This window comes from Bacteroidales bacterium (assembly GCA_035353855.1).
Taxonomy (GTDB): Bacteria; Bacteroidota; Bacteroidia; order Bacteroidales; family CG2-30-32-10; genus DAOQAK01.
In genome coordinates, this window is record DAOQAK010000020.1 from 37,185 (window position 1) to 59,777 (window position 22,593).

12 protein-coding genes are annotated in these 22,593 nt (G+C 32.3%); 7 read left to right on the forward strand and 5 right to left on the reverse strand.

Annotated elements, in window-relative coordinates:
* Positions 1 to 82: 82 nt before the first annotated feature.
* From PKK00_06760 to PKK00_06775, 4 genes are all read right to left on the reverse strand, one after another.
* Positions 83 to 1,141 carry an anhydro-N-acetylmuramic acid kinase gene (locus PKK00_06760; protein HNW98094.1) on the reverse strand — a complete coding sequence of 353 codons (1,059 nt, stop codon included), beginning with the start codon at positions 1,139 to 1,141 and terminating at the stop codon, positions 83 to 85.
* A 5-nt stretch (positions 1,142 to 1,146) separates the two neighbouring features.
* Positions 1,147 to 2,436, reverse strand: a complete 1,290-nt coding sequence (gene murF / locus PKK00_06765) for a UDP-N-acetylmuramoyl-tripeptide--D-alanyl-D-alanine ligase (protein ID HNW98095.1) — start codon at positions 2,434 to 2,436, stop codon at positions 1,147 to 1,149.
* A gap of 70 nt (positions 2,437 to 2,506) precedes the next feature.
* Positions 2,507 to 3,979 carry an SUMF1/EgtB/PvdO family nonheme iron enzyme gene (locus PKK00_06770; protein HNW98096.1) on the reverse strand — a complete coding sequence of 491 codons (1,473 nt, stop codon included), beginning with the start codon at positions 3,977 to 3,979 and terminating at the stop codon, positions 2,507 to 2,509.
* A 30-nt stretch (positions 3,980 to 4,009) separates the two neighbouring features.
* Positions 4,010 to 4,993, reverse strand: a complete 984-nt coding sequence (locus tag PKK00_06775) for a type IX secretion system membrane protein PorP/SprF (protein ID HNW98097.1) — start codon at positions 4,991 to 4,993, stop codon at positions 4,010 to 4,012.
* Between the two features lie 563 nt (positions 4,994 to 5,556).
* Between PKK00_06775 and porU (PKK00_06780) the strand changes: the two genes are divergently transcribed.
* The 6 genes from porU (PKK00_06780) (at position 5,557) to PKK00_06805 (ending at position 17,124) form a co-directional block, all read left to right on the forward strand.
* A complete protein-coding gene (gene porU / locus PKK00_06780) occupies positions 5,557 to 9,417 on the forward strand; it encodes a type IX secretion system sortase PorU (GenBank protein HNW98098.1) in 3,861 nt (1,286 codons plus the stop codon).
* Between the two features lie 42 nt (positions 9,418 to 9,459).
* Complete coding sequence (gene porU, locus PKK00_06785; GenBank protein HNW98099.1) at positions 9,460 to 13,293, forward strand: type IX secretion system sortase PorU; 3,834 nt, start codon at positions 9,460 to 9,462, stop codon at positions 13,291 to 13,293.
* 53 nt (positions 13,294 to 13,346) lie between these two features.
* Positions 13,347 to 14,585: a type IX secretion system outer membrane channel protein PorV gene (porV, locus tag PKK00_06790; protein HNW98100.1), complete on the forward strand. Its 1,239-nt coding sequence runs from the start codon at positions 13,347 to 13,349 to the stop codon at positions 14,583 to 14,585.
* The gene (gene ispF, locus PKK00_06795) at positions 14,585 to 15,058 is read left to right on the forward strand and encodes a 2-C-methyl-D-erythritol 2,4-cyclodiphosphate synthase (GenBank protein ID HNW98101.1); all 474 of its coding nucleotides are present in this window, start codon (positions 14,585 to 14,587) and stop codon (positions 15,056 to 15,058) included. Before porV ends, ispF begins: the two co-directional genes overlap by 1 nt.
* Positions 15,059 to 15,398: 340 nt before the next feature.
* Complete coding sequence (locus PKK00_06800) at positions 15,399 to 16,373, forward strand: histidine kinase (protein ID HNW98102.1); 975 nt, start codon at positions 15,399 to 15,401, stop codon at positions 16,371 to 16,373.
* A 28-nt stretch (positions 16,374 to 16,401) separates the two neighbouring features.
* Entirely contained in the window at positions 16,402 to 17,124 is a 723-nt protein-coding gene (locus PKK00_06805; protein ID HNW98103.1) for a LytTR family DNA-binding domain-containing protein, read from the forward strand.
* A gap of 398 nt (positions 17,125 to 17,522) precedes the next feature.
* Here the strand turns inward: PKK00_06805 and PKK00_06810 are convergent, their stop codons facing one another.
* Positions 17,523 to 17,861, reverse strand: coding sequence for a winged helix-turn-helix domain-containing protein (locus tag PKK00_06810; protein ID HNW98104.1), 339 nt, complete (start codon positions 17,859 to 17,861; stop codon positions 17,523 to 17,525).
* Between the two features lie 862 nt (positions 17,862 to 18,723).
* Between PKK00_06810 and PKK00_06815 the strand changes: the two genes are divergently transcribed.
* A complete protein-coding gene (locus tag PKK00_06815; GenBank protein ID HNW98105.1) occupies positions 18,724 to 22,308 on the forward strand; it encodes a gliding motility-associated C-terminal domain-containing protein in 3,585 nt (1,194 codons plus the stop codon).
* Positions 22,309 to 22,593: the final 285 nt, after the last annotated feature.

Sequence of the window (22,593 nt, forward strand, 5' to 3'; positions counted from 1 at the left end):
TGTTAACACCGTCATGTTAATAATATAACAACGAAACGGATGATTTATTATACAGAAAAAATAATAAAAGATAAAATATTTTTCAGGGAAGATAAATTGCACCCGACGAATGATCCCTACTGGCGCCGGTTACAGAAGACAAGCAATTTATTTCGTTATTCATTCTCAGCAATCCCAAAAAAGCAAAAACCAATGCTTCTTTATATTCAACAGTAGTATTGTCGGGAATAATTATTTCATGTGTTGAAAAATCAGTTATTCGCGAAATCAAATGTTTGTTGTATGCACCTCCACCAGTCACAAGAGCTTTTCCAGTTTTCTCGGAATTTAAAATAACAGAAATTTGCAAAGCTACATGCTCACAAAAAGTGTAAAGTTTATCTTCAACACTAATTTTATATTTTTCGATGAGAGGGAAAATATTTTTATCAACCCACTCTCTTCCTAATGATTTCGGATATTTCGAAAAATAGAATTCCAGGTTGTTCAGTTCATCAAACAAATCATTATTTAAATTACCGTGCGATGCAATCAGTCCATCATTATCGAATGGTATCCCAAGTAGTTCTGCATATTTATTCATAACAATATTGACCGGACAAATATCAAATGCAATGCGTTTGTCATCTTTATCAAAAGAAATATTTGCAAAGCCACCAAGATTTATACAAAAATCGAATTCAGAAAATAAATATTTATCACCAATCGGAACCAAAGGAGCACCTTGTCCTCCAAGAGCTACATCACCTGAGCGAAAATCACAAATTACCGGAAGTCCTGTAACAGCAGCTATTGCAGAGCCATCACCTATTTGAAATGTCATACGCTTTTCAGGTTGATGAAAAATAGTGTGCCCATGTGATGCAATAAAATCAATAGGTAATTTATTCTTTAAAATAAATTTATTAACCAGTTTCCCAAGATAAGCACCATATTCTGTATGTAACAATATCAGGTGTAATGCATCGGAATTTATTGCATGGTTTAATTTTTCTTTCCAGGTATAATCGTATTGAAATGTTTCTGCAACAATAATTTTATAATTCCATTTATTACTTTCAAAATAAAATTGACAACAAGCAACATCAACTCCATCAAGTGAAGTGCCCGACATTATTCCAATTATATTATACTCTTTCATAGTTTTTACAATGCTTCCAGCACTTTTTCCAATTTAATTCCTCTCGAACCTTTTATTAAAAAATAATTATTCGATGGATTTATCTTTTTTAAATATTCCAATGCTTCATCAGAATTGACAAAGGCTTTAATATTATTGTTTTTATTTATTGAAGAAAAAACATTTCCAACCAGAATCACATTTTTTATTCCGGAAGATTCAATCAGGTTTAATATTTTTTCATGTTCAACTAAAGCGTCATTCCCAAGTTCGCGCATATCACCAATAATCATAAATTTATTTTCTGCATCAACATGAATAAAATTTTTAATAGAAGCATCCATACTGGTTGGGTTGGCATTGTATGCATCCATTATTATTGTATTACGTGAAGTTTTGATTATTTGAGAACGATTATTGGAAGGAATATATTCTTCGATTGCTTTGACAATATTTTTCTCATCAACTTTAAAGTATGAGCCAATACAAATTGCAGCCATTATATTTTCGAAATTATAAAAGCCAAATAAATTTGTTGGAATTTCAATTGAAGAATTATTATTAAGCCATTTAACTTTTAATAATGGGTTGCTTTCAATTATTTCTCCCCTGCATGAACTTTCACTAGATACGCCATAAGTAACGCGTTCAATTTTTTCAGAAGAGTTCATCAGAAATTCATTATCACTACAAACAAAAACTTTTCCTTGTAAATTTTTTATAAAATCATACAATTCTTTTTTTGTTTTTGCCACACCTTCAATACTGCCAAAACCTTCGAGGTGTGCTTTCCCGATATTTGTAATAATTCCATAATCAGGATGTGATATTTTACAAAGCAGTGCAATTTCACCGGGATGATTGGCTCCCATTTCAATTACTGCAATTTCAGTATTTTGATTTACTGATAATATAGTAAGAGGAACCCCAATATGATTATTTAAATTTCCTTTTGTATATAACACATTATATTTTTTTGACAAGACAGCAGCAATAAGCTCTTTGGTTGTTGTTTTACCATTGGTTCCGGTAATGCCAATAAATGGAATTTTAAATTGTTGACGATGATATATTGCTAATTCCTGTAAAGTCTTCAGTGTATCTTCAACAAGAATAAATTTTTCATTTAAAACAAATTTTTCATCATCAACAACTGCATAGCTGCAACCATTGTCAATTGCTGTTTTTGCAAATTGATTGGCGTTAAAATTCTCGCCATGTATTGCAAAAAATAATGAGTTGTTTACTATTTTTCTTGTATCGGTACATATATTCCCACACTTAAGAAATATTTGATATAATTGATCTATAGTCATCATAAACTTATAATTGAAAACCCCATTTACAAAATGCAAATGGGGTTTTAATATTTTAATAAATTAGATTTTAATTACCTCCTATAGGACTACCAACGCGAGTCATTGCACAACGGAAACCTATATAGCTTGTAGATAATGATTCATCAAGAAATCTGCGGGTACCTGCTACTAAGAAATATGCTCTATCATTCCAGGAACCACCTTTATATACACGAGATTTATCATTAATCATTGATGTATTACTATAATCATACATCAAATTTGAAGTACTTAAGCTATCGTCTTCTCTTGCTAGCCAATCATGATCAATTGCTGAAGTCCAATCTCCATCAAGATAATTTATATTATCCGATTTTCTATAATTTCTTCTTCCGGCAGATTCCTGTATAGTAACATTACGCCACATAATATTCCCTAAAGTGTCTTTTTCTGCAATATTACCTTCTTCATCAGTAACTTTAGTTTTAAAGACATTACCTCTATAAGGATTAAAATCCGACATGTCTTCCGGAGAAAGAGGTCTATATACGTCCATTACCCATTCAGCAACATTACCAGCCATGTTATACAAACCATAATCATTAGGCCAATAAGAAATAACTGGTCCGGGAATATCAGCAGCATCATTCAGATTACCTGCTACACCCATATTATCACCTCTACCTCTTTTAAAATTAGTTACAAAATCTCCAAGGTTTTTATCCATATCTGTACGAATTATATGACCGTTCCATGGATATAATCTTCTTTCAATAACACGTTCAAATAAAGTATTTCCTATTAAACCCAATGAAGCAAATTCCCACTCTGCTTCAGTAGGTAGTCTGTATTTTGGTAAAAGAATGCCATCTTCCATTCTAACTTTACGTGTACCCTGACCACTTGGATTCAAATCAATAAGGTCATTCTTTACAAGACCTTCATATTGACCTGCTAAGTATGCTTCTGTATTAAAGTTATCTTCATTCGATTGATCTGGGTTGGTTTTTAATATTCCCTCACGAATAAGGATATATTCGTTTACCCTATCCGTTCTCCATGCACAATAATTGCTTGCCTGTAACCAACTTACACCCACTACAGGATAATCTCTGTATGCCGGATGACGTAAATAATATTCTACAAAAGGCTCATTATATGCAAGTTTATCACGCCATACTAATGTGTCTGGTAAAGCTTTTTTATATACTTCAGGAAAATCAACACCATACACTCTTGTTAACCAATAAAGGTACTCAAGCCAATCAAGATTTCTTATCTCAGTTTCGTCCATATAAAACGAAGAAACGGTTACTCTTCTTGGAATGTTATTCCAATCGTATAATACATCCTGTTCAGTACGACCCATTGCATAAGTACCGCCTTCAACAAGAATCAAACCCGGACCAGTTTCCTGTTCTTCATAAGGAACTACTTCAAATCCGCCATTTTTAGGTTGGTTATATTCCCAGCCTGTAGTCGAGGATTGGTCTTTTTTGCAAGCTGCTAAGGATAAAATCGCAACTGCTAAAAATAACTTGGAAATAGTTTTTCTGTTCATTATCATATTGATTTGTTTTTTCAATAATAACTAAAATGATGGGCAATTTATTGCTCTGATACGTTTCTTTTTTGGACGACAATCAAACTGTAGGGCAAAAGATACTTCGTGAGCACCACCAGAAGCACTACTAAGCTTGGATACTGTAACATCATAACTGTATCCTATCTTCACAACACTAGTCTGTAATCCTATTAATGCAATAAAAGCATCAGGATTATCAAAACCCTGCCTAAACCATAAACCACCAACCAGAGGATATTTATTATAATATAACCCATAGTTTATCTCTTCAAAGTCAAGCTGCTTCATAAAAAGAATGTTCGGCGATATGGTTGGATCTTCAATTTTTCTTCTTCTTCTATGATGTTCCAGATCAATAACACCTCCAGCATGAACAGTTATGCGCATAGGAAGTTTACTAACCGAGAAAAAACCTTCATTTGGTTCAGTTAAGTGATTAACAGCAACACCGCCATATACACTCTCGCTATAACCAAGTATACCTGCGCTAAAATCTACAGTTCCTTTTGTTAGCTCACTTGGTTTGGTTTCATTAGTAAAATATACAAATCCATAACGGGGATCTATTTGATCACCAAAAGTAAGCTTTTCCCAATCTAGGCTTTTTTGAAAATATGTTGCCTGAAATCCGGCTTTTATAGAAAAATACCTGCTAACCTGAAGTCTATAGGAATAAATTCCGCTGATTATAGTTGTATTTAAAGTAGACTCTCCTGCCTGATCTGAAGTGAACATTAAACCTACACCGCCGGCAAGATTTTCTACATGTTGATCGTATGATGCATTATACGTAACATAATTTCCGGCTATTGAAGGCCATTGATTACGGTAATTCATAATTAAACGTGGACAAATTGCTGTTCCGGCAAACGCAGGATTAAGATATAAAGGATTAGCATAATATTGCGAATAATGCGGATCTTGAGGGTATAGAGAAACTCCTGACAATATAATTAATACAAGTAGGAAAATCTTTTTTAAGCCAATCATAATATTTTTTTCAAATAAATCTTAATTAAGATGTTACAATATTACATATTTTTTTAATTATGACAATATTTTTTAAGCAAACTAAAAAAATAAATATTTGTATCTCTACTTTACTTTATACACAAATAAGAAAAATAAAGTTTCATTATTCCAGATATTTATTTTTATAGAAATACTATTTCTTCTAATAAATTCCACTTTCATAATATAAACAAAGCAGTATATATTTTATTGTTTAAATTTGCAATTTATTAAGAAAAAAATTAAAAAATAAAAGAACCTTACAAAATAAAGCTTTGAAATAACCTACTCAATTGATTTTATAATGATAATTATATTTAAAATATCATTAAATAAAATAAATTTGCGCTAAATATAAGAAAAAATATTGCGGAAAACACTTAGATATCAAATAATTTTTTTAAAATTCTTTCATTATATTTTTTTTACATACAGTTTAAATATATATTTAAACAATGTATTTTTATAAAAACAATAAAATATGATAATAATCGTTTTCATAAAGATTTTCAATAAATAAAAACAGTATACAAATATAGCGAATGAATATTACTGCAAAAAACAGATTATTTTTAATTCCATTTCTTTTGCTTTTTACTTATACCTCTTTATTAGCACAAACTAAAGATACGAAGCAAAAAAGAAACATTACCTGGACAGGAACTAAATCATTTTTTATTAATGAAACTGATTCCGTTCATTATCTAAGTTTTGATGGTGCTTCTTACATTAAGAATATACCCTGTTTCTCCGAAAAAATAAAGCTTTTTGATTATAATAATTATTCGGTTGAAATTACTGATGCCAGTTATGAAGAATGTACTGCGGAAGAAATAAAATATCTTGATAATTCCTTATTTAAAAAAAATATAGAAGTATCCTCTTCTGTCAACTTCGAAAAAAAATCTCCATATCTCTGTATCTCATTTTTTCCTTTCAGAATAAATCAATCAACTGGAAAAACAGAAAAGCTTATTTCATTTAATTTAAATATTCATAAAATACCAAATTCTTCAACTTTAAATGATAAAAAGAAAATATATACCAATTCATCAGTTCTGGCATCAGGAAATTGGTATAAGATAGCTGTAAACCAAAGCGGAATTTATATTTTAACCTATAACGATCTTGTTTCACTTGGGATTAATATTGGTTCTATAGATCCCAGAACTATTAAAATATATGGTAACGGCGGTGGAATTCTTCCTGAAAATAATTCTTCATTCAGGTATGACGACCTTGTTGAGAATCCAATTTTTATTTATGGAGAATCAGATGGAAGCTTTGATTTGAACGACTATATACTCTTTTATGGTGATGCTCCTGTTCAGTGGAATTATAATACTATTGATAATAAATTTCATCATCAAACAAACTATTATAATGAGGTTACAACATACTTCCTTACTTCAGGCAGCAATAATGGAAAACGAATTTCATTACAAAGCTCATCTTCACTTACCGCGAATAAATTCATTACAAATTTTAATGATTATGCCTGTCATGAAAAAGATTCATTCAATTTAGTTTCTTCAGGTAAAGAATGGTATGGTGAACCATTCGACATACAGACATCCTACTCATTCAGTTTCAATTTTCCAAATATCGATAATACAACTGTAGCAAATATCCAAACTGATATCGCCAGTAAATACACTTCGAGCAATTATTATTCAGTAGAATATTCAGGTAATTCATACACCTCAATAATTTCGGGCGTTTCAGGAGAATATGTTTACGCTGCAACCAAAACAGAATCTGCAAATTTTTATCCTTCCGGCGATAATATAAATGTTACAATAAAAAAAACAACCTCAGGAGCAATAGGTTGGTTAAATTATATTGAATTAAATGTAATGAGACATTTAACTTTCTCCGGTTCACAATTAATATTCAGAAATGCTTCTAGTGTTGGGACAGGGAACATATCAGAGTTTACCATTGGTAATGCAAGTCCAGATTTAAAGATTTGGGATATAACTAATCCTATTAATGCAGTTGAACAACAATACACACTTTCGGGAAGTAACGCACAATTTAAAATTGCTACTGATACATTAAAAGAATTTATAGCTTTTAACGGAGCTTTTTATTTAAAACCTATTATTATAGGAAAAATTGAAAATCAAAACCTGCATGCTTTAGGTCAAGTAAATTATATAATAGTTACTCATCCTGATTTCATTTTAGAAGCAAATCGTCTTGCAAGTTTTCATTCTGATAATAATGGATTGACCTCAGTTGTTGTTACCCCAGCCCAGATATATAATGAATTTTCTTCAGGAAATCAAGATGTTTCAGCAATAAGAGATTTTGTAAAAATGTTTTATGACAGAGCATCTGGAGAAGATGAATCACCTAAATATTTATTATTATTCGGTGATGCATCCTACGATTATAAGAATAAAATTACTGATAACACTAATTATATCCCAACATTTGAATCAACTTTTGCTATAAGTTATTCCGACTCTTATGCTACTGATGATTTTTTTGGATTCCTCGACTACAATGAAGGTTCTTATGTAAACAGTTTGCTTGATATTGGCATTGGTCGCTTTCCAGTTAAAACAGAAGCGGAAGCGAGTACAATGGTCGATAAGGTAACAGAATACTATAAAATTTATGATCCTGGTACATCTTCTGAAGAATGCACTAGTTATTCATCATATAATCCCGGTGATTGGAAAAATACTATATGTTTTGTTGCTGATGATGAAGAAAATAATATGTTTTTAAATTATTCAGAAAATTATTCAAATTATATCGATACTACTTATAATAATTATAATATTGACAAAATATACAGTGATGCTTACATACAGGAAACGGGCTCAGGTGGTCAGAGGTACCCGGATGTGAATGATGCAATTAACAAAAGGGTTGAGAAAGGAGCACTAATAATTAATTATGTTGGACACGGAGGAGAAGTAGGCTGGGCACTTGAACGGATACTACAAACATCCGATATTCAGAACTGGAAAAATATCCATAACTTACCTTTATTTATCACAGCCACATGCGAATTTAGCAGGTTTGATGATCCAAAAAGAACTTCTGCTGGGGAAATGGTTATATTAAATTCACAGGGAGGAGGTATAGCACTATTAACAACCTCAAGAGTTGCATATGCTAATTCTAATGATGCATTAAACAGACAATTTTATAAAAATGCATTTAAAAAAATAAATGGGGAATACTCAACTTTAGGGGATTTAATAATGATTTCAAAAAATTATAACGGAAGCTATGTTGACACTCAAATTAAAAACTTTATTTTACTCGGCGATCCCGCTCTTACACTTGCTTATCCGGGAAATAAAGTTATAACAACACAGGTAAATCAACATGATACGATGACTGTTATCGATACATTAAAAGCACTTTCAAAAGTTACTATTTCGGGAATCATTGCAGATAATACAGGACAAAAACTTACTAATTTTAACGGCATGGTTTATCCTACTGTCTTTGATAAAAAATCTGCAATAAAAACATTGGGAAATGATGCTTCAAGTAATGTTACTACTTTTTTAGTACAAAAAGGGATTTTATATAAAGGCAAAGTTAGTGTAACTAATGGCAATTTTACTTTTTCATTTATTGTCCCTAAAGATATAGCATACAATTATGGCGAAGGTCGTATAAGTTATTATGCAAGCAATGGAGCTATTGATGCTAATGGATATTATGAAAATCCATTTTTCATTATTGGGGGATCCGATACAAACTCTGTTAAAGATAATGCAGGTCCGGAAATTAAACTATATTTAAATGATTCAAATTTTGTAAATGGAGGATTGACCAACGGAAACCCATTCATATTAGCATATTTAAAAGATACAAATGGGATTAACACTGTTGGAAATGGCATTGGACATGATATTGTCGCCATTGTTGACGCCAACTCAAGCGACCCTATAATACTTAATGACTATTACGAAGCTGATTTGAACAGTTATCAGAAAGGCAGTATACGTTATCCGCTTGATGATTTATCAAATGGCACACATACATTAAATTTGAAAGTTTGGGATATTTACAATAATTCTTCTGAAGCATCAATAGAGTTTGTTGTTTCGCCATCTGCAGATCTGGCATTATACCATGTTTTAAATTACCCAAATCCTTTTACAACAAGTACTGATTTTTATTTTGAACATAACTATCCATGTTGTAATCTTGATGTACAAATTCAGATTTTTACCGTATCGGGAAGACTTATAAAAACAATTCACCAGGAAGTTTTAACAAATGGATACAGGGCTGAACCTATTACCTGGGACGGACTTGATGATTACGGCGACGTTATTGGAAAAGGTGTCTATATTTATAAGTTAAAAATAAGAAACAGCGATAATAAAACTGCTGAAAAAACTGAAAAATTGGTAATCCTGCGGTAATTTATATTATCTTTTTTCTTATATTTGTATAATTAATTTTCTATGAATAGACTGTTTCTATCTGTTTTTATTTTATTTTCACTTTCATCATTTTCACAGAAGTGTATTTTACCTGTTTCCATTTCATGGGAAAACCCTGTTGATAATTATAATTCCTCATCTGATAATAAGGTAATCTATTTTTCCAATGCAAAATATTACGATAATAATTCATTGCCTTTTTTTGAAAATAATATTCCTCTTCAGTCAACTGAAATAATTAATAATGCAAATATTGAAGAACCTGTTTTTATTACCCCTTCAGAAGAAGAATTAAATATTCTATCAACTAATAAAATAATTATTTCAAATGAAAATATCCTGATAAATACCCGTTATGAAATTGCAGCAAAAAAGCGTTCAGGGATTTTATCTTTTATTCCTTTCCGGAAAAATGTTACAACAGGAAAAATTGAAAAACTTAAAAGCGCTGATATTATTTTTGAAAAAACACCTGTATTAAATTCTACAAAACAAAAACATAGTTATGCAGAAAACTCTCTCCTGTCAACGGGTACATGGTATAAGCTAAAAGTTAAAGAGGAAGGTGTTTATAAAATAACATACAACGACCTTATACAGCAAGGGATTGATGTATCATCAATAAACCCTTTAAATATAAGGATTTTTGGAAATGGCGGAGGAATGCTTACTGAAGCAAACTGGGAAAGTAATTTCGATGACCTTATTGAAAATGCAATTTATGTTGAAGGTGAAAGCGATGGTGTTTTTAATGCCAATGATTATATTCTTTTTTATGGACAGGCTGCAACAAAAGTTAATTATGACACTCTTAAAAATATTTTTTACCATGTAAATAATATTTACTCTGATTACACATATTATTTTATCAATTTTAATTCACAACCCGGTAAACGAATTGCTACACAGGCTTCTGAGACAAGCACCCCCAATTACATAATTACAAAATTCAATGATTTTTATTACCACGAAAAAGATTCAATAAATATTTTAAAATCAGGAAAAGAGTGGTATGGCGAATACTTTGATGGCATTTCTGAAAAAAATATAACCTTTAAAATTCCTAATATTGATATATCTACACCGGCAATTTTAAAATTGAATATTGCTGCAAGAAATTCAAACGACACATCTATTATTGAATTTTCAACCGATAATAAAAATAAATCTTTTACCATTCAGCCTATCCCTGCAGGGTTTACAGCTGATTATGCTATAATTGGTGAAGATTCATTAAGCTTTCCGCCTAATGATGAAAATATAAATGTAAATATTAAAAACACTACAGCAGGAGCTGTAGCATGGTTAAATTTTATTGAAATTAATGCTGTACGTAATTTAATATTTTCATCACCGCAAATGTTATTCAGAAATACATCTTGTATTGGTACAGGCAAAATAACAGAATTCAAATTGGCAAATGTTTCACCTGATATAAAAATATGGGATATTACAGATCCTTTTAATATTAGCAACCAGGAATTTTCCATAAATGCTGCTACCGCTAGCTTTAGTTTAGCAACTGATTCACTTAAACAATTTATAGCTTTTGATTACACAAATTTTTATAAGTCCGAATTTATTGGCAAAGTCGAAAATCAAAATATTCACGGAAGTACCACTCCTGATATGGTAATAGTTACCAACCCGCTTTTTAAAACACAGGCGCAACGTATTGCAAATATTCATGAAACGCTTGATAATTTTAATGTTGCTATTTATACTCCTGAAGAAATATATAATGAATTCTCATCCGGCTCCCCTGATATTACCGCTATACGTAATATGATGCGAATGTTTTATGACCGTTCAGATGCAACAAATGATTATCATAAATATTTACTATTATTTGGCGATGCCTCGTATGATTACAAAGGAATATTACCCGGCAATACGAACTTTGTTCCCACTTATCAATCTCATAGCTCTTTGGTACTTGTTACATCATATTTAACTGACGATTATTATGGAGTACTTGACAGCACTGAAGGATATTATTCAAATGGCTCACTTGATATTGGAATAGGAAGGTTTCCTGTAAAAACAATAGAAGAAGCGCAAGGAGTAGTTAATAAAATTGAAGCTTATCTATCAAAAAACGATACTTATACTGAAACCAACGGGTGCAACACATACACCCAGGAAAATTCAGGCGACTGGAGAAATATTTCTTGTTTTATTGCCGATGATGAAGATAATGACTTACATATCGATCATGCAGAAACAATAGCAAAATACGTAGATACAACGTATAATAATAATAATGTTTATAAAATTTACCTTGATGCATATAAACAATTCGATAATTCCTATCCCGATGTAAACAAAGCCATAGATGAACAATTACAGAGAGGCTGCCTGCTTTTAAACTATACAGGACATGGAGGTGAAACAGGTTTGGCAGGAGAAGGAATTGTTCAAATATCTGATATTCTTAAATGGTCAAACATCAATAATATGCCAGCTTTTATAACGGCATCATGTGAGTTCAGCCGTTTCGATGACCCATCAAGAACATCGGCGGGAGAACTGGTTTTACTTAACCCTCATGGAGGAGGAATCGCTTTATTCACTACCACACGTATCGCGTTTGCATATTCAAACCTGAATTTTAATAAAAGTTTTTGTAAAAATGTTTTCTTAAAAGACAGTATTAATGGATATCCAAGATTAGGTGATATACTTTCAAAATGTAAAAATGAAAACGGATGCATCATCAATATACGGCATATTGTTTTGCTTGGCGACCCTGCGTTAAGATTATCATACCCGGAAAATACGGTAGTTACAACCCACATCAATAATCATGAAATACAAACTGTACCTGATACGCTTATTCCTTTAAAACAATATACAATTAAAGGAATCATACAGGATGCGGGCGGAAATAAATTATCTAACTTTAACGGTTTAATTTATCCTACCGTATATGATAGTAAAATCTGGAATACAACATTAGCTAATGATGCAACGAGCATTCCCTATTTATTTAACACCCAGGAAAAAATTATTTTCAAAGGGAAAACATCTGTAATAAATGGCGATTTCGAATTTTCATTTGTGGTTCCCAAAGATTTAAATATTGATTATGGTCAGGCAAGAATAAGTTACTACGCAAAAAATGAATACACTGATGCTAACGGTTATTACGAAGGTTCTGACTTTATGATTGGAGGAATAGAATCCACGACAACAAACGATGATAAAGGTCCTGATATAAAACTTTATATTAATGATACTACTTTTATTTCAGGAGGGACTACAGATGCAAACCCTATATTTATTGCGTATCTTGAAGACACTACAGGCATTCAATGCACCGGGTATGAATTGGGTCATGATATGGTTGCTACACTTGATGATTCTGTAAAATATATTTTAAATGATTACTATACTCCTGAAATGAATACTTATAAAAAGGGTATAATTAATTTTCCTTTTACTTCTTTATCTGAAGGCATACATACAATAAATTTAAAAGCCTGGGATATAGCTAATAATTCTTCCAGTACTACTATTCCTTTTATTGTTACAAAACCGGGCAATCTTTCATTCAAAAATTTATTTAACTTCCCCAATCCTTTTAATGAAAGTACTTGTTTTTATTTTGAACATAATCAGCCATGCTGCGATATAGATGTTGAAATAGAAATTTTTAACATTACCGGACTTCTTGTAAAGGAAATTAAACAAACCATTTTAACATCCGGAAATAATTTTAACACTTTATGCTGGGATGGATGTGATAATGCTGGAAATCGCTTAAACAGCGGTGTTTACCTATACAGAATAAAAGTTATTTCAGGAAATGACTCATGGCTTGAAAGCACAAACAGGCTTATTATTTTAAGGTAAACAATAAGTATAAATATTTTTCGTTACATTTGCATACTTAATTAATTTTCGATATGAAAAAAGTTTTTTTATACCCGACAATTATCTTGAACATTGGGTTATTTTTAATTTCAATTAGTGTTATTTCTCAGAATTCTTCAACTAGTAATGTTTTTCAGTATTCCAACAAAGACCTGAATACTATAACAACAGCAGTTCCTTTTTTAATGATTGCTCCTGATGCCAGAGCCGGAGCTTTAGGTGATGCCGGTGTTGCATCTACTCCTGATGCCAATTCATTGCATTGGAATCCTGCAAAATATGCTTTCATTGAAAAAAACATGGGATTCTCTGTTTCATACAGCCCATGGTTAAGAGCTTTAGTCAATGATATTAACCTGGCTTATCTTACAGGCTATAAAAAATTTGGTAAAGACCAGGCAATAGCAGCTTCTCTTTTATATTTCTCATTAGGCGACATTACATTCACTGATATTAATGGTACCAATATAGGTCAATTCAGACCCAGTGAATATGCTTTTGATGTTTGTTATGCCAGAAAATTTTCAGAAGTAATATCTGGAAGTGTAGCTCTTCGTTATATACACTCAAATCTTACTGGTGGCAATTTTGTTGGCGGAGCTGAATCACACCCGGGAAATTCAATAGCTACTGATATTTCCGCATTTTATCAAAAAGATTTGGAATTTGGAAAAACTCCTGCAAAACTTGGAGTTGGCATTAATATTTCCAATATAGGTCAAAAAATTTCTTATACTGAAACTACTGAAAGAGATTTTATTCCAATGAACTTACGAATTGGTCCATCATTAACTGTCGATATTGATGAATATAATCAAATAGCTTTTTTACTTGATATTAACAAACTACTCGTTCCAACTACTCCTGTATACGAAACGGATTCTAATGGACTTCCTGTTACTGATGCATATGGGAATAATATTATACTCGCAGGCAAAGATCCAAATGTTTCGGTTGTAAGTGGATTATTCCAGTCCTTTGGTGATGCTCCGGGAGGATTCAAAGAAGAGATCCGTGAATTCACAATTTCAACCGGTGTAGAATATTGGTACGACAAACAATTTGCTATTCGCGGTGGTCTTTTTTATGAAGATAAAACAAAAGGTAACCGTAAATATTTCACACTTGGCGCAGGTTTAAAATATAATGTTTTTGGGCTTGACTTTGCATATCTTATTCCTATTGAACAACGCAATCCGTTAGAAAACACTTTGCGATTTACATTATTATTCGATTTCGACGCGTTTAAAGAACAAAACAAAACCGAATAATGAAACCCCGCATCGGCTTTGGTTTCGATGTTCACCAATTAACTGAAAACCGCGATTTTTTTCTTGGCGGAATAAAAATTCCTCACACTAAAGGGGCATTAGGTCATTCCGATGCTGATGCGCTAATACATGCAGTTTGTGATGCCTTGCTTGGCGCTGCAAATCTTGGAGACATAGGAAAACACTTTCCCGACACTTCTGCAAAATATAAAAATATCGACAGTAAAATTCTGCTGAAAGAAGTTGTAAAATTATTAGAAGAAAAAAAATATTCTATCGGAAATATTGATATTACAGTGTGTTTACAAAAACCAAAAATTGCTCAATACATTTCTGAAATGAAAAAAACTATGGCTGATGTAATGCAAATAACTGAAGCAGATTTATCAATAAAAGCCACAACAACCGAAAAGCTTGGATTTACGGGCAGGGAAGAAGGTATTGCTGTATATGCTGTTGCTATAATTTTCTAACTTATACCGATCCGTAACAGGTCGCCGCGGCGACTACAAAAATAATTTTCCAACAAGCGTTACTATCGGCATAACTCGTTCTAATAATTTTTTCAAAATGGATAAGAACGAGTATATAACATATCTTAATAACCTTATTGCTTTTTAAAAACAGCCTAATCTTCTATAAAAAAGCATTAATCATCTATTTTATTTCAACATATCTTTTAAATAATATAAATTTGTATTTATTGCAGGTTATTGGTATTAAATGTCTAAGAATAATATTTATAAAACTCTAATTAAAGTTTTTACTCATATTATAGTATGGATTATATTATTATGGGTTCCTTTTCTATTTATGCCTATTTCCTACGATTTTGAGGCATTCCAGTTTGGACCTTTATCACCATTTTTGTCTGCTGCAATTATTTTTTACATTAACTATTTTAAACTGATTGACCGTTATTTCATAAGCAAAAAATATTATAAATTTTTTCTCATCAATTTATTAATTTTCATTTTCTTTATTATTATACTTGAATATTTAAGGCAAATAAGAACAAATGTACCTCCGGATTTTGATAGACCACATCCACACGAACGCGATCATCATCCTGATAATATTCTTTTCTTAATTTTCGATTCACTTCAATTTAAAGATTTTATTACATACAGTATTTCATTAATATTCTGCATAAATATAAGGGTTACTCAAAAGCTTTCGAGAAGCGAGAGAGAAAGACAAAGAATAGAAAAAGAAAATATACAATCGACACTGATGCTTTTAAAATACCAGGTACAGCCTCATTTCTTTTTTAATTCATTAAATAATATTTATACACTTATTGAATCGTCGCCGGAGAAAGCGCAGGATGCATTATATAATCTAGGAAAGCTAATGCGATACCTGTTATATGAAAAGGAATCTGTACAACTTGATAATGAAATTGAATTTCTGAAAAAATATATTTCACTGATGGAACTTCGCCTTCGTGAAAACATAATTATCCGCACCTCTTTCCCTGAAGACACCGGAAATTTAAAAATTGCACCTTTACTGTTTATTCCATTAATTGAAAATGCTTACAAGCATGGAATCTCTTCTACAGAGCCATCTATAATAAGCATGGAGATGAAATTATCGAAAAATAAAATATTTTTTATTATAGAAAACTCTCACTTCCCAAAAGATTCGAATGATAAAAGCGGTTCGGGAATAGGGCTTCAGAATTTAGAGCAGCGCCTTAACCTGATATACCCCAATAAGCACCAGATATATAAAAATGTTGAGAACGGTATGTTTAAAGTTCAGTTAACTATTGACCTTTCTTAATAAAATTTCATATATTTGCTTAAAGCTTATGAAAAAAATCTCCTGTATCATTATTGACGACGAGCCTCTTGCATTGCAGTTAATAGAAGGCTATGTAGATAAAACGCCATTCCTGGATTTAAAAGGAAAATTCTCAAATGCATTTGATGCGATATTATTTTTAAATAATGAAAAAACAGACTTGGTTTTTCTCGATATTCAAATGCCCGACCTTAACGGACTTGAGCTTTCGAAAAAAATAAAAGATAATACCAGAATAGTTTTTACAACCGCTTTTGAAGAATATGCTATTGAAGGTTTTAAAGTAGAAGCTCTTGATTACTTGCTGAAACCTTTTAATTATGACGATTTCTTTTCAGCATCACTGAAAGCATTAAGATGGTTTGAACTGGTTAACTCGCCCGACAAACAAAGCTCCCCACAGGATGATTATATTTATGTAAAATCGGAATACAAACATATAAAAATCATTCTTAATGATATTATCTACATTGAAGGTTTGAAAGACTATGTAAAAATATGGTTGCGTAATGCTGAAAAACCAGTTCTTTCCCTGATGAGTTTAAAATCGCTGGAGGCCGAGCTTCCCACTAATACTTTTATGCGTATTCATCGTTCATTTATTGTTAACCTGAATAATATTGAAACGATTGAACGCGGTCAAATTATTATGGATAATGCACGCATTACAATTGCAGAACAATACCGCGATGCTTTTTACAAGCATATTGAAGGAAAATCAATAAAATAAATTATTTGATTAATACTATTAGTAGTAAAAAAAACTGCTTATTTCTATAATACAATCCTTTATTTTTGTTTTTACAAACTTGCCAAGATTCAGTACACAAAATACCTATCTGGCAGGCTATAAGAATAATTTACCCATAAATTTAAGATTCGTTATAACCGGCAGGTAGGTCTGTCATGAAAAAACAATTTACTGTATTAACAATGATTTCTCACTATTAATTTCTTCAATGCCTATATCTACAATAAAAAGTAAGAACCATATAATTTTAAACCTGCCTATGCAGGATGAAAAAAAAATACTCCTCAATATTTTTCTATCATCCTACCGGCAGGTTTAGCTATGAAAAAACACCACTATTAATAATGTTATAGCATTATTAATTTCTTAAATATTTTTTATTTGATATCCATTTTATAACCTTTCTTACGCACATTGATGATAGAAATATTATCATCTGCACTTAAGTATTTCCTTAGCTTGGAAATATATACATCCATGCTGCGCGCAAGAAAATAATTGCTATCGCCCCAGATAGTATTTAATGCCAGTTCGCGCGGAAGAATCTGATTTTTATTTTCATAAAACATTTTAAGTAAATGAGCTTCCGTGTTAGTCAGCCTTTTTTTACTATTTTCTCTTACAAGCATCTTGTCTTCATAATCAAATGTAAACCTCGATATTTGGTAAACTTCTTTCTCAGTGTTTAAGCCAGCATTATAATTTTCAGGTATCATAGCTATTATATTTTTAAATTATCTTGATGTTATAATTTCCGACGCTAATGTGTTTTAATAATAATGTCTATAATAAATCAATCACCCATTTTTAAAGCACTTTCCCGTATAAGAATTTATGAAATGTTGCCTGTTGTACGAATTACAAACGTCATAAATATCACTAATATCAAGAAGAATAGCATCAAAGTAATTCAAAATAATTCTTATTATACCGACAGAAAAGAGTTTTGCAAAAATATTTTTTGTTTTCTGTACGGTATAACTCGTTCTAAACAGTTTTGCCTTTGCAAACCTGATAAGAACGAGTATAATTTTATTAAAGACAAATCTGTATTTTGTCCAAAAAAATAATTGAAAGAAAATTTGAAAAATCTTTTCAACGAAATTTTTATTTATACAAAAATATTTTAACATATATGATATGAGCAAATGAAATAGATGTACAGGCTTTTTTTCGGGAAAGATTGGGTTATTTTAATGAAGAAAAAATAACAATACTCCTTTTCATTATTGATTTTGGAAAATTTTCATAAACAAATAATAGAAAAAATAATTGCAGATGTTTTCAATGAGTTCGTCTATAAAATGAGAGTAATCTTCTATTTGAATTATTTCATTTTTTCTTCTTTAAACTCTTAAAATCTTTATTTATAAAGGATTTCAAAATATTTATCGTAATTAAATATTCTATTTTCAAAAATCAAAAAAAATCTTTTATGAAAAGCAACCTGTATTATTTTTTTTCGTCTTGTTTAATTGAAAAATGTTTTTACATTTGGGATGCCTAAATCTATAGTAACCCATTTTAAGAATTTTTCAGCTGCAAGAATAATTTATTTTATAAATTAATTTTATAAAAATGAAAAAGATATTTTTAATGTTTTTTTTGTCTGTAATGCTTACAAACATTGGATTTTCACAATGTACAAATGCTGATTTTTCTACAGGCACCTTTACCGGATGGACTGGGTCTGTCGGCGAAAATCAATCGGGAGTTTATTCTGTTACCGGAACATCAATGGTTGTTGGTGACTCCAATACTATTACATACGCTGCCGGAACAGGAAGGCAAACATTAATGACCCAGTCAGCATACGACCCAATAGTTGGTGGAACTTCGTTAAATGTTTTACCTCCAAACGCAGCAACCGGAGCAAAATCTTGCCGGATAGGAAATGCAAGAGCTGCCGGTTGTGATGGCGGAGAACCTCAAGCAGAAAGAATAGAATATTCATATACTGTTACACCTGAAAGCCGTATATTCACATATCAATATGCTGTTGTACTTCAAGACCCCGGCACCTCGCATACATCCATTGAAAAACCAAAATTTACAATTTATGTAACTGATGCTAATGGGACAATAGTTGACCAAACTTGCGGTGTTTATGAAGTTACTGCTTCAAGCAGCATTCCTGGGTTTACTCCTGTTGCACCTTCAGGTAGTACTTGCAGAACGACTAACATTATGTGGAAAAACTGGACAACTGTTAGTATGGACTTAAAAGCATTTTTAAATCAAACTGTAAAAATCCAATTTACTACTTACGATTGCGACCCCTTTACCAACGGCGGACATTTTGGTTATGCATATATTTCATGTTATTGCGGTTCGTTATCATTAGTTCAGCAATGCGCCGGATCTTCCGATATTGTTACTGCTCCAGCGGGTTTTGTTTCTTATCAATGGTCTTATGTAAATACTTCAGGAACTCCTGTTAATACTACTACAACTACTAATACTATTACCGTTAACCCTGTTCCAAACGGACAAACCATTACCTGCGTAATGACTTCTGTTACTGGATGTACAGTTACTCTTACACTCCCTCTTTCAATTGAACTTCCTGTATTTACTCCAACTTCTCCTACTATATGTGCAGGAGAAACAGCAAATATAACTGCTACAGGAAATGGAAACTATACTTATCAGTGGAGTAACAGTTCAATTGGACCAAATATTTCTGTGTCGCCAACAACAACAACAACATATTCCGTCACGGCAACATCCGACCTGGGATGCACGAGTAGTAACACTGTTATAGTAAATGTAAATCCTCTTCCTACAGCTAATATAAGCTCTAATCCAGCAACTTGTGCAAGTAATGATGGTTCTCTAACGGCTACTCCGGTTATTGGTACTTTTCCATTTACTTATAGCTGGAATACTTCACCCGTTCAAACAACTCAAACTGCCTCTAATTTGTATGCAGGGCAAACATATACTGTTACTATAAAAGATGCCAACAATTGTTCATCAACATTTTCAGGTACGGTACCTCAACAGGGCAGTCTTGCTGCTACCACTACATCTACAGTTGAATATTGCGGACATTGCAATGGCAGCGCCACCGTTACACCATCCGGAGGTACGGAGCCTTACACTTATTTATGGAGCAGTAATGCTGCTTCACAAACTACTTCTACTGCAATCAACCTTTGCGATGATACTTATTCTGTTACTGTTACCGATGCCAATCAATGCAGCACTGTTACAACTGCTATTGTTACTACTGTTAACGGGCCTATCACTTCAGCTTCCAATACCCCTGAATATTGCGACCAAAGTAATGGTACTGCAACTGCCAATCCTTCTGGTGGCTCACCTTCATATACATATTCCTGGAGCAATGGTGGAACTTCACAAACAATTAATGGACTGGCTGCCGGAACTTATTCTGTTACTATTACAGATAGCCATAATTGTTCCACTACTACTTCTACTACAATTACTGAAATTGCAGGACCTACAGCAACTGCAACATCTACGGCAGAACATTGCGATAAACATGACGGAACTGCTACAACCAGCATTAATGGCGGAACACCTAATTATACCTATCACTGGAATAATGGACAATCAAATATCACGGCTACAGGATTAGCACAGGGAACATATACTGTTACTGTTTCTGATAGTCATGGATGTACTACTACTACTACCGTTGATGTTACTGAAATTGCAGGACCTACTGCTACAGCTACTTCTACCATTGAACATTGCGATAAGCACGACGGCTCGGTTACTGCTAATCCTGTAGGCGGTACATCTCCATACACTTACCACTGGAATGACGGACATACTACGAAAGTTGTTTCAAATATTGCTGCCGGAACATATATCGTTACTGTTTCTGATAACTTCGGTTGTACTATTACCACTTCAGTTGTAGTGGACGAAGTACAGGGACCTGCTGCTACGGCTACTTCTACCGTAGAATATTGCAGGCAATGCAATGGTACGGCTACCGTTAATCCTACCGCTGGCACACCTCCATATAATTATATCTGGAGTAATGGGCAATCTTCTAAAACCGTTACTCAACTTTGTGCAACTACATATACTGTTACTGTTAACGATGTTAATTTCTGCTCTGCTACAACTAATGTTCTCGTTAATTCTATTGATGGACCTACCATTACTTCTTTATCAATGACAGAAGATACTTGCGGACATTGTAACGGTACAGCTACTGTTAATGTTAATGGGGGAACACTGCCTTATACTTATGCATGGAATACTACGCCGGTTCAAACTACGGCTACAGCTACAGGACTATGTACGAACCCTTATACGGTTATTGTTACGGATGATCATTTATGCAAAGATACAGGCATGGTAAATGTTGGATTTATTCCCGGTCCTACACTTACCATTCAATCCACTCCTGATACCTGTTTCCAGGGCAACGGAACAACTACTGTTCTCGCAACTGGCGGAACATCTGGTAACTCAGGATATACATATGTTTGGAGCAGTAATACTTCTTCACAAACTACTGCCACTGCAACAGGACTATCTTCCGGTAATTATATTGTAACCGTTACCGATGCCGGCAATTGTGTGGAAACAGCTTCTGTTAGTGTTGACAATACAGGTGATGTAAATATATCTCTTTTTGCATATCCTAAAGTCCTTACATTAATGGATGGGCTTCCTGTTAATTGTGTAGGAAGCTCCGCAGATGATATTTCTATATGGGATTGGAACTTTGGCGATGGGACTACTTATAATGGAGTTCCATCTGAAGAACATTTATATAGTAGTTTAGGTACTTTTCCAATCACGCTTATCGGTACAGGGAAAAATGGTTGTAGAGACACTGCTTATGAAAGCGTTGAAGTACGCGATATTTTTACATTTTATATCCCAAATGCTTTTTCACCAAACGGAGATGGTATTAATGATTTCTTCTTCCCGCAAGGTGTTAATGTTGACCCCGACAATTTCGATATGTGGATTTTCAACCGCTGGGGAAACATGATTTACCATACGGATGTTTGGTACGAGGACACCTATAAATGCGAAGGATGGAACGGAACAGAAGACAACCGCGGAACCTGGGATGACTCGATTATTGATGTGTATGTCTATAAAATTAAAGTGAGAGAAATTTTCGGTAAGAAATATGTTTACTACGGAAAAATCGTTTTAATAAAATAAATATTTTACTAAAATGGATTAAAATGATTTAATCTATACAATAAAGTTGTTCTTCTATAAAAAAACTGTCAACTTCTATTAACTTTTGACGTAATGTTAAAATGTGTTACTTTAGCTTGTTATTTATTTTTTGTATTAAACATTTTAATTAAATTAAAATGTTTTTTATACAACCATTTATATATTGTTATCAACTTTAAAATATATATTCGTTTCTATAAAATAATATAAATAATGCGAATCAAGGGTTAAAAATTAAATAAATAAAAGCAGCGGCAATTTTAC

Bases quoted from the DNA above. Each gene is read 5' to 3' on its own strand.
- PKK00_06760 (HNW98094.1), bottom strand. From the start codon at position 1,141: ATGAAAGAGTATAATATAATTGGAATAATGTCGGGCACTTCACTTGAT.
- murF (HNW98095.1), bottom strand. From the start codon at position 2,436: ATGACTATAGATCAATTATATCAAATATTTCTTAAGTGTGGGAATATA.
- PKK00_06770 (HNW98096.1), bottom strand. From the start codon at position 3,979: ATGAACAGAAAAACTATTTCCAAGTTATTTTTAGCAGTTGCGATTTTA.
- PKK00_06775 (HNW98097.1), bottom strand. From the start codon at position 4,993: ATGATTGGCTTAAAAAAGATTTTCCTACTTGTATTAATTATATTGTCA.
- porU (HNW98098.1), top strand. From the start codon at position 5,557: ATGAATATTACTGCAAAAAACAGATTATTTTTAATTCCATTTCTTTTG.
- porU (HNW98099.1), top strand. From the start codon at position 9,460: ATGAATAGACTGTTTCTATCTGTTTTTATTTTATTTTCACTTTCATCA.
- porV (HNW98100.1), top strand. From the start codon at position 13,347: ATGAAAAAAGTTTTTTTATACCCGACAATTATCTTGAACATTGGGTTA.
- ispF (HNW98101.1), top strand. From the start codon at position 14,585: ATGAAACCCCGCATCGGCTTTGGTTTCGATGTTCACCAATTAACTGAA.
- PKK00_06800 (HNW98102.1), top strand. From the start codon at position 15,399: ATGCCTATTTCCTACGATTTTGAGGCATTCCAGTTTGGACCTTTATCA.
- PKK00_06805 (HNW98103.1), top strand. From the start codon at position 16,402: ATGAAAAAAATCTCCTGTATCATTATTGACGACGAGCCTCTTGCATTG.
- PKK00_06810 (HNW98104.1), bottom strand. From the start codon at position 17,861: ATGATACCTGAAAATTATAATGCTGGCTTAAACACTGAGAAAGAAGTT.
- PKK00_06815 (HNW98105.1), top strand. From the start codon at position 18,724: ATGAAAAAGATATTTTTAATGTTTTTTTTGTCTGTAATGCTTACAAAC.